The 14,436-nt window shown below is 70.8% G+C and carries 12 protein-coding genes and 1 tRNA gene; 9 read left to right on the plus strand and 4 right to left on the minus strand.

What is annotated here, in order from left to right; genetic code table 11:
• Positions 1-17: 17 nt before the first annotated feature.
• The 3 genes from FJ091_11810 (at position 18) to kdsA (ending at position 2,580) form a co-directional block, all read left to right on the plus strand.
• Positions 18-359, plus strand: a complete 342-nt coding sequence (locus tag FJ091_11810) for a PilZ domain-containing protein (GenBank protein ID MBM4384043.1) — start codon at positions 18-20, stop codon at positions 357-359.
• Positions 360-533: 174 nt separating this feature from the next.
• Positions 534-1,757, plus strand: coding sequence for a glycosyl transferase (locus FJ091_11815; GenBank protein MBM4384044.1), 1,224 nt, complete (start codon positions 534-536; stop codon positions 1,755-1,757).
• 10 nt (positions 1,758-1,767) lie between these two features.
• Positions 1,768-2,580: a 3-deoxy-8-phosphooctulonate synthase gene (gene kdsA, locus FJ091_11820; GenBank protein MBM4384045.1), complete on the plus strand. Its 813-nt coding sequence runs from the start codon at positions 1,768-1,770 to the stop codon at positions 2,578-2,580.
• Here kdsA and lon read toward each other — a convergent pair.
• A complete protein-coding gene (gene lon / locus FJ091_11825) occupies positions 2,577-4,934 on the minus strand; it encodes an endopeptidase La (GenBank protein MBM4384046.1) in 2,358 nt (785 codons plus the stop codon). The two genes, kdsA and lon, sit on opposite strands and share 4 nt — an antisense overlap.
• A 142-nt stretch (positions 4,935-5,076) precedes the next feature.
• Here lon and FJ091_11830 point away from each other — a divergent pair.
• Both FJ091_11830 and FJ091_11835 read left to right on the plus strand, forming a co-directional pair.
• Positions 5,077-5,163: transfer RNA gene (locus tag FJ091_11830), tRNA-Leu, on the plus strand.
• A gap of 118 nt (positions 5,164-5,281) precedes the next feature.
• Positions 5,282-6,298, plus strand: coding sequence for a glycoside hydrolase family 3 protein (locus tag FJ091_11835; GenBank protein MBM4384047.1), 1,017 nt, complete (start codon positions 5,282-5,284; stop codon positions 6,296-6,298).
• 85 nt (positions 6,299-6,383) lie between these two features.
• Here the strand turns inward: FJ091_11835 and FJ091_11840 are convergent, their stop codons facing one another.
• The gene (locus FJ091_11840) at positions 6,384-6,686 is read right to left on the minus strand and encodes an ASCH domain-containing protein (GenBank protein MBM4384048.1); all 303 of its coding nucleotides are present in this window, start codon (positions 6,684-6,686) and stop codon (positions 6,384-6,386) included.
• Positions 6,683-8,617, minus strand: coding sequence for an ATP-binding cassette domain-containing protein (locus FJ091_11845; protein ID MBM4384049.1), 1,935 nt, complete (start codon positions 8,615-8,617; stop codon positions 6,683-6,685). Before FJ091_11845 ends, FJ091_11840 begins: the two co-directional genes overlap by 4 nt.
• An 88-nt stretch (positions 8,618-8,705) precedes the next feature.
• Here FJ091_11845 and FJ091_11850 point away from each other — a divergent pair, with 88 nt between their 5' ends.
• Positions 8,706-8,993, plus strand: coding sequence for a hypothetical protein (locus FJ091_11850; protein ID MBM4384050.1), 288 nt, complete (start codon positions 8,706-8,708; stop codon positions 8,991-8,993).
• A 77-nt stretch (positions 8,994-9,070) separates the two neighbouring features.
• Here the strand turns inward: FJ091_11850 and FJ091_11855 are convergent, their stop codons facing one another.
• Complete coding sequence (locus FJ091_11855) at positions 9,071-12,106, minus strand: DEAD/DEAH box helicase (GenBank protein MBM4384051.1); 3,036 nt, start codon at positions 12,104-12,106, stop codon at positions 9,071-9,073.
• A 211-nt stretch (positions 12,107-12,317) separates the two neighbouring features.
• On the opposite strand from FJ091_11855, the gene FJ091_11860 reads away from it, so the two are divergent.
• The 3 genes from FJ091_11860 to FJ091_11870 all read left to right on the plus strand — a co-directional run bounded on the left by FJ091_11860 (position 12,318) and on the right by FJ091_11870 (position 14,404).
• Positions 12,318-12,770 (plus strand): Rrf2 family transcriptional regulator, encoded by a 453-nt coding sequence (locus FJ091_11860; GenBank protein MBM4384052.1) that lies wholly within the window; start codon positions 12,318-12,320, stop codon positions 12,768-12,770.
• Between the two features lie 126 nt (positions 12,771-12,896).
• The gene (locus FJ091_11865) at positions 12,897-13,358 is read left to right on the plus strand and encodes a M67 family metallopeptidase (protein ID MBM4384053.1); all 462 of its coding nucleotides are present in this window, start codon (positions 12,897-12,899) and stop codon (positions 13,356-13,358) included.
• Positions 13,355-14,404 (plus strand): PD40 domain-containing protein, encoded by a 1,050-nt coding sequence (locus tag FJ091_11870; GenBank protein MBM4384054.1) that lies wholly within the window; start codon positions 13,355-13,357, stop codon positions 14,402-14,404. Before FJ091_11865 ends, FJ091_11870 begins: the two co-directional genes overlap by 4 nt.
• The last annotated feature ends 32 nt before the right edge of the window (positions 14,405-14,436 follow it).

Below are 14,436 nucleotides of genomic sequence, written 5' to 3' on the forward strand. Positions count from 1 at the left end.
GCCGCGCAGGCGCTCCGATGAGCCCCGAATCGGGGGCGGGCATGCGCAAAGAGCGACGCAAATACGCGCGGATCGCGACGGATCAGGTGATCTCGTTCTCGATGCTCGAGTCGCGCGATCAGCTGGCCGTCGGCAAGGACGTGTCGAGCGGCGGCATTCGCTTCCATGCGATCGGCTGCGAGATCAACGCGGGCGAGCGCATTCGGGTCACGTTCAACGTGGGCCGACGCACGATCGCGGCCGACGGGCTGGTCGCGTGGTCCACCGAGCTCGATGCCGTGACTCTCGACGTCGGCCTCGAGTTCGAGTCGCTCGATCCCGAAGTCGCGCGCCTGCTCGACGAGATCGGCGAGGAGTAAGCCGCAAGCGGAGCGGGCGGCGAGGCGGAGCCGAGCGGAGTCGAACGCTGGAGCGGGGCGCACAGCGAGGCCAAGCGGGGCGGGTTCACGCGGAAGTCATCGCCCTGACTCCGGTTCGCACTGCGCTCCCAAACAGCTGTTGCCGCGGGCGCGCGATTCGGGCAGGGTCGCCCCGTGGCCGACTTTCACCAAACCGGCGTCGTCTCGACCCTCCATCGCCTCGGCCGCCGCGACCTCATGCGGCTCGAGCGCGAGCTCGGCGATCCCGCGCGCTCGCGCTCGGTGGCGCTCGTGCTGCCGTGCCTGCACAGCGAGCTCCACGACATCGCGCTGAAGGGCATCATCGATCAGCTGCAGCGCGTGCCTTACCTCGCGGAGATCGTGGTGAGCGTCGCGGGCGCGCCCGAGCGCGAGCAGTTCGACGAGATGAAGCGCGCCTTCGAGCCTGTGCGCGCCGCCGATGGCCGGCCCGCCACGCTGCTGTGGAACGACGGACCGCGCCTACAGCAGCTCTACGGTGCGCTCGCGGAGGAGGGCCTGCACGCGGGGCCCGAAGGCAAGGGCCGCGGTGTGTGGCTCGCGTTCGGGGCGGTGCTCGCGAGCGATCGCGCGCGCGTGATCGCGATCCACGACTGCGACATTCGCGACTACGACCGCGAGCTCGTCGCGCGCCTCGCGTACCCCATCGCCAACCGCAACATGAACTACGAGTTCGCGAAGGGGTACTACGCGCGCGTCTCCGACCGCCTCTACGGTCGCGTGACGCGCCTCTTCATGACGCCGGTCCTGCGCGCGATGAAGGCCGTGCTCGGTCCGAACCCGCTGCTCGAGTACCTCGACTCGTTCCGCTTCCCGCTCTCGGGCGAGTGCGCGATGACGACCGACCTGGCGAGGTCGATCCGCATCCCGAGCGACTGGGGCCTCGAGATCGGCATGCTGACCGAGGTCTACCGGAACTCCTCGCTGAAGCGGATCTGCCAGGTCGAGCTCGCCGACAACTACGACCACAAGCACCGCGATCTCTCGGCCCTCGACGGCACGCGAGGGCTGCACCGCATGGTGGCCGACATCGGCGCCTCACTGATCCGCAATCTCGCGTCCTACGGCGTCGAGTTCGACGCGGGCTTCCTCAACACGATCTCGACCGCCTACGTGCGCACCGCGCAGGACGCCGTCGCGCGCTACTCGGACGTCGCGGCGCTGAACGGCATCGGTTTCGATCGGCACGAGGAGGAGATCGCGGTCGAGACGTTCTCCTCCGCCCTGCGCGCCGCGGGCCTCACCTTCGTGCGGGACCCGATGGGCGCGCCGCAGATCCCGAACTGGAATCGCGTCACCTCCGCGCTGCCGGAGTTTTTGCCAGCGCTGCGCGAAGCCATCGAGGCGGACGCTCGCTAAAGAGCGGCCCATGGCGCGGACAGCTCGCATCGGCGCGATCGAGATTGGCGGCGGCTGGCCGCTCGCTCTGATCGCTGGCCTGAACGTGATCGAGGCCGAGGACGAGACGCTCGACGTCGCGCGCCGCGTGCGCGACGCCGCCGCGCGCCACGGCTTCCCCTTCGTGTTCAAAGCCTCGTGCGACAAGGCGAACCGCTCGTCGCTCGCGAGCTACCGCGGCCCGGGCTTCGACGAGGGGCTGCGCATCCTCGCGCGCGTGAAGCGCGAGCTCGGCGTGCCCGTGTTGACGGACGTGCACGAGCCGCCGCAGGCGAAGCAAGCCGCCGCGGTGTGCGACGCGCTGCAGGTGCCCGCGTTCCTGTGCCGCCAGACCGACTTGTTATTGGCGTGCGCCGCCACGGGCCTGCCGGTGAACGTGAAGAAGGGCCAGTTCATGGCGCCCGACGACATGCGCCTCGCCGTCGCAAAGATCGAGGCGGGCGGCGGTGCAGCGCTGGTGACGGAGCGCGGCACGAGCTTCGGCTACGGCGATCTCGTCGTGGACATGCGCAGCCTCGTGCGCCTGCGCGCCTTCGCGCCGGTGTGCTTCGACGCGACGCACGCGGTGCAGCGCCCCGGGGCTGCAGGCGACGCCACGGGCGGCGAGCGCGAGATGGTCGCGCCGCTCGCGCGCGGCGCGGTGGCGGTGGGTATCGACGCGCTGTTCCTCGAGGTGCACCCCGACCCCGAGCGCGCGCCGTGCGACGGCGCGAGTCAGCTCGGATTCGAGGCGCTCGAGGCGCTGCTCGCGCAGCTGCGGCGCCTCGAGTCCGCGCGCGGCTAGCGCTCGAGCGCCCGCGCGAGCGCCTCCCCGATCTCGTCGATCGGAACGACCTCGAGCTTCTCCAGCACCTCCGCCGGTACCTCGACGAGGTCCTTCGTGTTGCGGCGCGGGATCAGCACGGTGGTCACGCCGGCGCGCTGCGCAGCGAGCAGCTTCTGCTTGATGCCGCCGACGGGCAGCACATTGCCGCGCAGCGAGATCTCTCCCGTCATCGCGACGTGGCCATTCGCGCGGCGGCCCGAGAGCGCGGACACGATCGCCGTAACAAGTGCAACGCCCGCGCTCGGGCCGTCCTTGGGCACCGCGCCCGCGGGCACGTGGAGGTGGATCTCGCAGCCGGCGAGAGCGCTGGAGATGATCCCCAGCGCGTCCGCGTTCGCGCGCACCCACGAGAGCGCGGCCTCGGCGGACTCCTTCATCACGTCGCCGAGCTGGCCGGTGAGGCGCAGTCGCACGCCCTCGCCGCCGGGCGTCACGTTCGCCTCGATGAACAGGATGTCGCCGCCCGCGTTCGTGGCAGCGAGGCCGACCACGACGCCCGCCTGCTCGGCGCGCTCCGCGATGTCGGGCAGGTGGGGCGGCGCCCCTAATGCCTCGGCCGCAAATTCGGCGTCGACGCGCAGCGGGACCAGTGCGGGATCGCCCGCGATCTTCGCGGCGACTTTGCGGAACAGCGTCGCGATCAGGCGATCGAGGTTTCGCACGCCGGCCTCGCGCGTGTACTCGTGCACCACGCGCGCGACGGCGTCCTCGCTCACGTCGACCTGCTCGGCCTTCAGGCCGTGCGCGTCGCGCTGCTTCGGGATCAGGTGCTGCGCCGCGATCGCGAGCTTCTCGCGCTCCGTGTAACCCGCGAGCTCGATCACCTCCATGCGGTCGAGCAGCGCGGGCGGAATGGTCGAGAGCGTGTTCGCCGTCGCGATGAACATCACGCGCGAGAGGTCGAACGGAATCTCGAGGTAGTGATCGCTGAAGGTCGCGTTCTGCTCGGGGTCGAGCACTTCGAGCAGCGCGGACGACGGGTCGCCGCGGAAGTCGGCGCCGAGCTTGTCGACCTCGTCGAGTAGGAACACGGGGTTGCGCGAGCCCGCGCGGCGCAGGCTCTGCAGAACGCGGCCCGGCATCGCGCCGACGTAGGTGCGGCGATGGCCGCGGATCTCGGCTTCGTCGCGCACGCCGCCGAGCGAGGCGCGCGTGAGCTTGCGCGCCATCGCGCGCGCGATCGACTTGCCGAGCGAGGTCTTGCCCACGCCGGGCGGGCCGACGAAGCACAGGATCGGCGCCTTCGCGCCCGGCGCGAGCTTGCGCACCGCGAGGTACTCGAGGATGCGGTCCTTCACCTTCGCGAGGCCGTGGTGGTCTTCATCGAGCACTCTGCGCGCGTCGCCGATGTCGAGGTGATCCTCGGTCTCCTTCGACCACGGCAGGTCGGCGAGCCACTCGAGGTAGGTCCGTAACAAGTGCCGGTCCGGCGCGTTCTGCTGCAGCGCGCGGAAGCGCTTCAGCTCGCGCTCCGCGTGCGCGCGCGCGTGCTCGGGCAGCTGAGCGGCCTCCAGCTTCTCGGCGAGCTCGTCGGCCTCGCGCTCGCCGCCCGCAGCCTCGCCGAGCTCTTCTTGGATGTCGCGCATCCGCCGGCGCAGGAGACGCTCGCGGCGCTTCGGGTCGACCGGCTCTTCTTCCTCTTGGGAGCGCAGCGTCTTCTGCGTCTCGGCGATCGTGATCTCGCGCTCGAGCACGCGCGCCACGGTCCAGAGGCGCTTCGCAGGGTCGACCTCGGTGAGCAGCCCGATGCGCTGCTCTCCCGTCATCTGCTGGCTCGCAGCGACCATGTCCGCCAGCAGCCCGGGCGCTGGGATGTTCGTGACGATCTGCTTCCACTCGTCGGGGTAGTCGTCGCGCAGATCGATCAGGCGGTGCGACAGCTCGACGACCCGCGCGTTCGCGGCGGAGAGCTCCGCGCTCGGCTCGCGCGAGTCGAGGATCGGCGTGACCGCCGCCCGCTGGGCGCGCCCGGTTGACGGCGCGGTGACGAAGCGCGCGCGGATGATGCCGATCACGATCGCTTGCTTCGCGCCTTGGGGCGCTTCGGTGGTGCGCACCACGCGCGCGATCGTCGCGACCGGATGCAGCGCCTCGAGCGCGGGCTCCTCGTCCTTGGGATTGCGCTGCGTCGCGACGAGCAGCAGGCCGGCGTCGCCGGCTTCGTCGAGGGCGGCGAGCGAGCGCGCGCGGCCGATCGAGAGCGGCACGGTCATGCCGGGGAACACGACGGCGTCGCGCACCGGCAGAACGGGCAGGGTGCTCGGCACCTCCACCTGCTCGGTTCCGATCACGATGCGCTGTTGCTCGGCCACGGGGACTCCTGTCTCGCGCGCGTGCGCGCTCGCGCGAATCCTCGAGGCCTAGGCCCAAGCCTGCACTCGGTCAAGAAAAGTGCCCGGAACATCTCGCGATTCGGGAGCGCCGCGTTAGCTTGCGCGTCCCGTTTTTACCCGTGCCCGGGTGGCGGAATTGGCAGACGCGCAGGTCTCAGAAGCCTGTCTCAGCAATGAGGTGCTGGTTCGACTCCAGTCCCGGGCACCAGCTTTTACGACTCTCCGCTCGGCTTCGCCTCGCTGCGCGCGCCCTGCGGCGCTTTGCGCCGCTTGGTCGCTTGCGGCTTCTCGAGCCGCGATCTGGCGTTACGTCGCCTAGAGGGCGCATGACCGACCGAACGCTCGTCGGCGAGCACTTCATGCTCGGGTTTCGCGGGCTCTCGGTGCCGGCGTGGCTGCGCGAGTTCGCGGGCGAGTTCGGGCTCGGCGGCGTGATTCTGTTCGATCGCGACGTGCAGCTGGGCGGCATTCGCAACGTGGAGTCGCCGGCGCAGGTGAGGGCGCTGTGCGCGGAGGTGCACGCGCTGCCGGGCCGGCCGCTGGTGTTCGTCGACCAAGAGGGCGGGAAGGTGCGGCGCCTCAAGGCGGCGGCGGGCTTCTGCGAGCTGCCGAGCGCGAAGGCGTTCGCGCGACTCGGCGATGCGGAGGCGCGCGCGTGTGCGAGTGCGAGCTGTGCGGAGATGAAGGCGCTCGGCATCGACTTCGACCTCGCGCCCGTCGTCGATCTCGACACGAACCCCGACAACCCGAACATCGGCAAGATCGAGCGCGCGTTCTCGGCGGACCCTCGCGAGGTCGCGCGCTGTGCGCGCATCTACGGCGACGCTGCGCGCGCGGCGGGCCTCGGCCTGTGCGTGAAGCACTTCCCCGGCCTAGGCGGGGCGCGCACCGACAGCCATCTCGCGCTCACCGACTTATCAGGGCTGATCTCGCGCGAGCAGGAGCAGCTCTTCACCGCGCTCGCCGGCGAGCTGCCCGGACGAGCGGCGCTCTTCTCGCACGGCTTCGTGCGCGAGTGGGACGCCGAGCGCCCCGCGTCGATCTCGCCCGTCGCCGTCGCGCGCTTCCGCGCCGCGCAGCCGCACGCCCTACTCGTGACGGACGATCTCCAGATGCAGGGCTTGCAAGGCGCCGCGAACACCGTCGACGCCGTGATGCAGGCGCTCGCCGCGGGTCTCGACCTGCTGTGCATCGGCAACAACCTGCTCGCGCAGGCCGACGAGTGCCTCGCAGCCGCGCGCCAGGTGCGCGCCCGCGCCGAGCGCGACGCCGCGTTCGCGCAGCAGCTCGCCGCCTCGCGCGCGCGCATCGCGGACCGGAAGCGCTTCGCGGCAGGTCCATGAACGTGCAACGGGGACGTACGTGCAACTTCACACGTTCAAGCGCGTTGCACGTACGTCCCCGTTGCACGTCCGAGCGGCGTCGCGCTCAGCGACGCGCACTCCTGGCGCGCGCCGGCGGCAGGTAGTGGAAGCGCACGAGGTAGATGTTCTCGCCGCGGCCGTGCTTGGCGACTTTCAGCAAGTCCACCACGCCCTTGAAGCCCGAAGCGCGCGCGAGCTCGGGCGTGATGTCGGCGAGGGTGATCGGCAGGATCGAGTCGACCTCGATCTGACCTTCTTCCATCGCGTAGCGCCCGCCGACTTTCACGCGCGGCTGGATCCAGATGCGCACGCTGCAGGTGATCTCGCCGCTGCGGACACCGTCGCGTAGCCGCTTCGTGAAGATCACCGAGCGTCCGCCGCTTCGAGCTCGGCCGCGAGCGCCTCCCACTGCGCGTAGAGCCCGGCGACTTCGTACTTCAGCGCATCGCGCTCGGCCTCGATCTCGCGCACGCGCTCGTAGTCGCTGTAGATGTCGGCGTCGCCGAGACGCGCACCCAACTCCTCGACCTGCGCCTCCTTCTCGCCGATCTGCTCCTCGAGGCGCGCGATCTTTCGCTCCGTGCGCTCGCGCGCTTTGCGCTCCTCGCGCGTGCGCTGCGCATCGCTCGCTGGGGGCGCCGTGGTTCCGTTCGTCCCCGCCGCGCTCGGTGCCGCGGTGGCGGCTGCGCGCTCGGCGTCTTCGCGCAGCTTGGTGAGGTAGGCGTCGTAGTTGCCGAGGAATTCGCGCAGCTTGCCGCCGCGCACTTCCACGACGCGCGTCGCCAGCGCGTTCACGAAATCGCGGTCGTGCGAGATGAAGACGAGCGTGCCGCCGTAGTCCGCGAGCGCGCTCTCCAGCACTTCGCACGCTTCGACATCGAGGTGGTTCGTCGGCTCGTCGAGCACGAGCGTGTTGCTCGGCCGTAACAACATCTTCGCGAGCGCGAGGCGCGCCTTCTCGCCGCCCGAGAGCACCGAGACTTTCTTCTGCACGTCGTCGCCCGAGAACAGGAACGCGCCGAGATGGCTGCGCAGGCGCGGGATGTCGTCGAAGCTCGCGACCGACTCCAGCTCCGCGAGCAGCGTGCGCTCCGGCGAGAGCGTCTCGAGCTGGTGCTGCGCGTAGAACGCGACCTGCGCGTTGTGGCCGAGCTCGCGCGCGCCGCGCTCGAACGGGAGCACGCCCGCGAGCATGCGCAGCAGCGTCGACTTGCCCGCGCCGTTCGGGCCGACGAGCGCGAGCTTCTCGCCGCGCTTCAGCGCGAAGTCGACGCCCGCGTACACGAGCGTCTCGCCGTAGCTCTTGTGCACGCCCTTCAGCGCCACCGGGATCGCGCCCGAGCGCGCGGGCTCGGGGATGCGCAGCCGCATGCGACGCTTCTTCTCCTCGGGCACCTCGACGCGCTCGATCTTGTCGAGCGCCTTCACGCGGCTCTGCACCTGCTTCGCCTTGGAGGCCTTGTACCGGAAGCGGTCGATGAACTGCTCCACGTGAGCGATCTGGCGCTGCTGGTTCGCCGCCGCGGCTTCCAGCTCGAGCAGGCGTTGCTGCTTGCGCTCGAGGTAGGCGTCGTAGCCGCACGGGTAGAGCGCGAACTTCGCGTCGCGCAGCTCGGCGATGCGCGTGGTGTGTCGGTGCAGAAACGCGCGGTCGTGAGAGATCAGGATCACGCCGCCAGGAAACGCGGCGAGCGTCTCGTCGAACCATTCGAGCGAGGGCAGGTCGAGGTGGTTCGTGGGCTCGTCCAACAACAGCACGTCGGGCTCGGCGAGCAGCAGCTTCGCGAGCTCGACGCGCATCACCCAGCCGCCGCTGAACGTCGCGAGCTTGCGCGCGCGCGCGTCCTCGCCAAAGCCGAGGCCCTCGAGCACCGCGTCCGCGCGCGCCTCGCGCGAGAAGCCGCCCGCGCGGTCGAAGCGCGTGTGCAGCTGGTCGTAGCGCTCGGCCAGGTGCGCGGGCAGCTCGCCGTGCTCCGCCATGCGTGCGTCGAGCTCGCGCATCTCGCGCTCGAGCGCATCGATCGCAGCGAACGCGCTGAGCGCCTCTTCACGCACCGTCGCGTGCGTCGCGAGGTCGATCTCTTGCCGCAAGTAGCCGACGCGCTCGCCGCGTCCGAGCGCGCGCTCGCCCCCGTCCGCCGGATCCACGCCGGCCGCGATGCGCAGCAGCGAGGTCTTGCCCGCGCCGTTCGGGCCGACGAGCCCGACGCGGTCCCCCGCGCGCAGCTCGAGGTCGACGCCGTCGAAGACGACGCGCGCGCCGAAACGCCGCATCACGCTGCTGAGCCGCAAGGTCATTCGCGAAGAGTTTCCGCTCAGCGCGAACTCCGCCAGCGCCGATAAGCCGGCGAAGTGCGCAGCAAGTGCGCGCGCTGGAGGCGCAGCCATGAACACCGAAGAGCTCCTCGCCCTGGGCGCGCGCGGCGTGCATCTGCTCTTCGACAACGCCGAGATCGAGGCCGCCTTCGAGCGCGACGCCGCGGCGCTGCGCGAGGAGATCGCGGGCCGGCACGCCGAAGTGCAGGGCGCCATCGCGGCGCTGATGGAGCTGGACGACGTGGACGAAGGCCGCGCGCTGATCGACTCGCTCGATGACGGCATCCGCCACGTGCTGGTGCTGATCTACTTCGACCTGCTCGACTCGCACGTGCGCCGGGGCGCGACGCTGCAATGACCCGCGGCCGACCGGCCAATTGGGGTCTGGCACGGAGTGACGCAGGTAGCCAATCCGTGCCAGACCCCAATTGGCCGTCAGTGCATGCGCCGCCGCGCCTCGCGTTTGCGCTCGCGGTCGACCAGCTCCGGCGCCGACAGCTTCAGCGGGAGCCGCACGCGCTCGCCGTTCTTCGCGCGGAAGAGCAGGTGGCCGTGGCGGCACGCGAAGGCGAACAGGTCGCGCAGGATCGCGACGTCTTGCTGGCAGTAGCGCGCGATCTCGTCGTGGCGACCTTCCTTGAACCACTGCAGCGACTGCAGGCCGTCGGCGGACTTGGGGACGCCGAGCGTCTCTTCGCCGAGGTGGCCGAGCGGTAGGCGGAAGCCGAGGCGCTCGTGGATCGCGTCGAGGAGATCGAACGTGGGCAGCAGCGAGAGATCGCGCGCCGCGTAGCCGCGCAGCACGCGGTAGTCGAAGCGGTGCGCGTTGAAGCCGATCACGAGATCGGCCTGGCCGAGCTTCTCGAGCAGTGCGTCCACCTGGTGCTCGCGATACGTGAAGAACTCCTGTTCCGCGCTGTCCCACGCGACGGCGCAGGCGAGGCGCATCAAGTGCGCGTTGTGCCAGCCGCCCACTTCATCGGCGCTGCGTTGCGTTTCGAGGTCGAAGCTCACGACGCGCAGCTCGGGCTGCTGGATCTCAGCGATCGCCTCCTCCTCCGTGACCACTGCTTCGAGCCGCAGCGGCGCCGGCGCGGGCGGCAGGATCTCGCGCCCGAGCATCATGGCGAGCGCCTCCTGCGCGCCGGCCTTGTCGATCGGGCGGTTGCCGTTGCTGCAGCGCGGGCTGTGCACGCACGCGGGGCAGCCGGCTTCGCACTCGCACTCGCGCAGGCGCGCGAGCGTCGTCTCGAGCAGCGTCTCGAGCTTGTCGTAGACGCTGCGTACGAGACCGACGCCGCCTTCCGCCGCGTCGTACAGGAAGATCGCGGCGCGGCCGAGCTGCGGGTGGAGCTTGTAGGTGATGCCCGCGAGGTCGAAGCGATCGCACAGCGCGAACAGCGGCAAGAGCGCGAGCGAGGCGTGCTCGACGGCGTGCAGCGAGCCCATCGGGTTGCGCCCGTTCGCCGCAAGCGCGGCGGAGATTTCGTCGGGCAGCTCGAGCCAGAGCGCGTTCGTCTCGTACTGGCTCGGCGGCAGATCGAGCGCCTCCGTCCCTAACAGCTCCTGCCCCCGCACGCGGCGGCGCTCGTAGCCGACGATGCGCGAGGTGACCTTCACGCGTCCCTCGGCGAGCAGGAACGAGCCCGCCGGGCGCTGGCGCGTGCGCGAGAGCACCTCGGTCTCGCGCTCTCCGAGCGGCTTCGTGAAGTAGGCCACCTCGACGTGCTCCACCTCGACCTTGCGCAGCTCGAGGTCGAGGCTCACGACCTTGAACTGGCGCCCGTGATGCAGATAGATCGCGCCGGGGTGGCACTCGCTCATCACGCTGCCCGCGCCGATCGAGCCGATGATCTTCGGCTTCTGCACGCGCACCTTGCGCCTCGCGGGCGCGCGCTCGCTGAGAAAGTCGTCGTCGACCTTCGCGCTCCGTTCGAGCCCGCCGCTGCCCGCGAGCTGGATCGCGTAGCTCGCGCCCGTGGCGCGCAGGCTCAGCAGGCGATGCGGATTCCGGCGCGCGGCGAACCACTCGCGGCCCGACTCGCTCCGTAACAACTCGCCCGCCTGCTCCGCGGCGCTCGCCGCAGCGCGCACCGCAGGCTCCGCGAGCCACGGCTCGGCGTCGCGCAGCGGAACCTCGGCAGCGGCGCAGGGCAGATGCGCGGCGAGCAGATCCGCGTTCAGCGGATCGAGCACCGCGTGCTCGAAGGCGCCGCCTAACAGCTGCTCGGGGTGCGCGACCATGTACTGATCGAGCGCGTCCGGCTGCGCGACCAGCGCGATCGCGGCGTCGCCCGCGCGGCCGACGCGACCCGCGCGCTGCCACGTCGCGATCTGGCTGCCCGGGTACCCCACGAGAATGCACACATCGAGCCCGCCCACGTCGATGCCGAGCTCGAGCGCGGAGGTGGAGATCACTCCCGCGAGCTCGCCCGTGAAGAGGCGCTGCTCGATCTCGCGGCGTTCCTCGGGGAGAAAGCCCGCGCGGTACGAGCTGATCCGCGGCGCCAGCTGTGGCTCAGCCGCGGCGATCCATTGGTGCATCAGCTCGGTGACGCGCCGCGCCTTGGTGAACGCGATCGTGCGTAAGCCGCACTTCAGCGCGATGCGGAAGAGGCGGGCGGCGGCGGTGTACGGGGACGTGCCGACGGGATTCAGGAACAGCACGTCGCGCTTGCTGCGCGGCGCGCCCTCGGCGTGCACGACGACCGGCGCGCGGCCCGTGACGAGCTGCGCGAGCTCACCGGGATTCGCGACGGTCGCCGAGGCGCACACGAAGCGCGGGCGCGCGCCGTGGAACGCCGCCACGCGATCGAGCCGGCGCAGCACCTGCGCCACGTGCGAGCCGAAGATGCCGCGGTAGGCGTGCAGCTCGTCCACCACCACGAGCGAGAGCCCGCGGAAGAAGCGCTCCCAGCTCATGTGATGCGGGAGCAGGCCGAGGTGCAGCATGTCCGGCGTCGTCACGATCACGTTCGGCGGGTTGTTACGGATCTTCGTGCGCTGGCCCGGCTTCGTGTCGCCGTCGTACACCGCGACCGTGCGCTCCGCCGCGAGTCCGAGCGCCTCCGCGTCGGCGGCGAGCTTCTTCGCCTGATCCTGCTCGAGCGCCTTCAGCGGAAACAGGAACAGCGCGTGCGAGTGCGGGTCCGCCAGTGCGGCTTCGAGCGCGGGCAGCGCGTACACGAGGGACTTGCCGCTCGCGGTCGGGGTCGCGAGCACGACGTCGCGCCCCGCGCGCAGCTCGGCGAGAGCGCGGGCTTGATGCGGGTAGAGCGCGGTGATCCCGCGCGTGCGCGCGACCTCGCGCGAAGGCTCGGGCAGCGCGTCGAGTGCGACGCGCCCCGGCGGCTCGGCGGGCAGCGCCGAGGCGAAGCGCAGCGCGCGCGCGAGCTCCTCGTCCGCGCGCACGGCGGCGAGGAACACAGCGATCCCGTGCGCGCTCGGCGCACCCGCGAAGCTCGCGGCCATGTGTGCTCCCGCATCGCGGGAGGGCGCGATGCCACGGAGTCGCGGGGATGTCGGCCTGGGGGTGGCACAGCCTATGGGACTTGCCCGCGCCGAGCGACGGGGAGAAGCATGAAAGTTCGGGGCGGAGCGCGGCGGGTGCGACAAACCGGCCCGGCCGGAATGCGTCACCCCGCGCTCGCGAGCCACGCGAACTGACGCATCCTCCTGCGCAATGCGCCTCTCGCTCCAAGCCCAGTACGCGATCTGCGGGATGTTCGACCTCGCCTACGGCGGCGGGCGCGCGCCGGTGCAGGTGCGCGTGATCGGCGAGCGGCAGCGCATTCCCGCGCGCTTCCTCGAGCAGATCTTCCAGCGCCTGCGCAAAGCCGAGCTGGTGCACGGCAAGCGCGGACCGGGCGGCGGCTACGTGCTCGCGCGGGCGGCGAGCGAGATCACGCTGCGCGACATCCTGGAGGCGGTGGAGGGGCCGCTCGCAGACGGCATCGCGCACGGGCCGCCGCCGCGCGAGCGCCGCAGCCCGCATCGCCCCAATTTCCTGTGGCGCGAGCTCAGCGCCGGCGTCGAGCAGGTCTTCGACGCGCGCACGCTCGAGGATTTGTGCAGGCGGGCGGCAGCGAGTGGCATCAAGCGCGCAGAGGCGGACGGCCCCGACTACGTGATCTGACCCGCGCGCGAGGGGTGCTCCCGCCGCGCCCCGCGCCTACAGTGCGCCGCCTTCCACCCAGGGGCGAGGTTCGTTCGGGGCGTGCGCGAGAGGATTCACGTTGACCGGGATCAGCCAGCGATTCCCGTGTCCGCGCGAGTGCTCCACGAGCTCCACGAGCACGCGCGCGAGACGCACCCCGAGGAATGCTGCGGCCTCGTGCTCGGGCGTGAGCGCGGGCGGCTCGAGCGCGTGGTGCGCTGTAGGAACGAGATGACGCGGCTACATCAGCAGGACGAGGCGCAGTACCCGCGCGACGGCCGCGAGGGCTTCCACATGAACGAGGCCGACGTGCTGCAGGCGCAGAAGTTCGCGGACGCCGAAGGCTGGGCGATCACGGGCGTCTACCACTCGCACGCCGACGCCGGCCCCTACTTCTCGACCGTCGACCAGGAGTTCGCGTCACAGCCTGGCTTCCCGTTTCCGGACGCGCAGCACATCGTGATCTCGGTGCTCGAAGGCCTCGTGAAGGAAGTCGCTGCGTTCGCGTCGGACGATTCGCCAGCCGGCTTCACGGGCCGGCTGCTGGTGGCGGAGGAAGTGCAATGAAGGCGAGGGCAATCGTCACGCTCGCGTGCGTGGCGCTCGCGAGCGCCGCGCTCGCGCGCTCGTTCCGGCCCGAGGACCTGCCCGCGGATCCCGTGGCGCTCACGTATCGCAAGACTGACGAGATCGAGAAGGTCGAGAAGCAGCTGCAGGCGCGCGCCGAGGAGAAGGCGCGCGAAGAGGCGAAGCAGGTGAAGCGCGCGCGGCCGGCGCCTAACTCGGTCGAAGCGATTCGGGAGGCCTTCTCCGATCGCGCGCTGGAGAACGCCGGCGTCGACCTGCAGGCGCGCATGGCGATCTACACGATTCCCGACGAACGCACGGTCGATGCCGAGTTCGCGACGAAGGGCGACAAGCCGCTCGGCTGGTCGGCGGATCATCAGCGGCTGCTGTTCCTCTCCGAGCGCCAGGGCACGTCGCAGCTTTACGAGTGGAATCGCCAGACCGACGCGACGATTCCGCTCACGAACGAGACTGACCCGGTACTGGATGGTTGTTACGGGCCGAAGGGCGAGCTCGCGTTCGCGGTGGGCAGCCAGCTTCAGCAGGGTCCGCAGGGACCCACGGGCGGCGTTCAGCTGCGCGTGCGCATTCCCGGCGGCGAAGTCCGCAGCGCGACGCCCGGGCCGTTCGATACGGCGTGCGCGTGGTCGCCCACGGAGCCGCTGCTCGTCTACCAGGCGCGCGGCAGGTCCGGCACGGACGAGATTCTCGCGGTGAACCCGTTCGCGCCGGCGGCGCCGCGCTTCATCGCGAACGGGCGCTCGCCGGTGTTCTCGCCCGACGGCAAGTGGGTCGTCTACAGCTCGCGCACGAACAAGGGCTGGAAGATCTTCAAGGTTCGCCCCGATGGCGGCGGCAAGGGCGTGCTCGGCGCAGGCGCGATGCAGGAAGTCGAGCCGGCGATCTCGCGCGACGGCAAGTGGCTGCTCTTCACCGGTTACTACGAAGGCAAGCCCTTCGAGACCGACCTGATGGTGCGCCCGTTCTCGGGCGGCAAAGAGCGCAAGCTCGACTTCGACGACAAGCCCCACCGCACCACCTGGTGACCCCTCGCGGCCACGAACACTTCTCAGCGAAG

The sequence above is a fragment of the Deltaproteobacteria bacterium genome (assembly GCA_016875395.1).
In the GTDB taxonomy this organism is placed as follows: Bacteria; Myxococcota_A; UBA9160; order UBA9160; family UBA6930; genus VGRF01.

Bases quoted from the DNA above. Each gene is read 5' to 3' on its own strand.
- FJ091_11810 (MBM4384043.1), top strand. From the start codon at position 18: ATGAGCCCCGAATCGGGGGCGGGCATGCGCAAAGAGCGACGCAAATAC.
- kdsA (MBM4384045.1), top strand. From the start codon at position 1,768: ATGGCGCGGACAGCTCGCATCGGCGCGATCGAGATTGGCGGCGGCTGG.
- FJ091_11835 (MBM4384047.1), top strand. From the start codon at position 5,282: ATGACCGACCGAACGCTCGTCGGCGAGCACTTCATGCTCGGGTTTCGC.
- FJ091_11845 (MBM4384049.1), bottom strand. From the start codon at position 8,617: ATGACCTTGCGGCTCAGCAGCGTGATGCGGCGTTTCGGCGCGCGCGTC.
- FJ091_11850 (MBM4384050.1), top strand. From the start codon at position 8,706: ATGAACACCGAAGAGCTCCTCGCCCTGGGCGCGCGCGGCGTGCATCTG.
- FJ091_11855 (MBM4384051.1), bottom strand. From the start codon at position 12,106: ATGGCCGCGAGCTTCGCGGGTGCGCCGAGCGCGCACGGGATCGCTGTG.
- FJ091_11860 (MBM4384052.1), top strand. From the start codon at position 12,318: ATGCGCCTCTCGCTCCAAGCCCAGTACGCGATCTGCGGGATGTTCGAC.
- FJ091_11870 (MBM4384054.1), top strand. From the start codon at position 13,355: ATGAAGGCGAGGGCAATCGTCACGCTCGCGTGCGTGGCGCTCGCGAGC.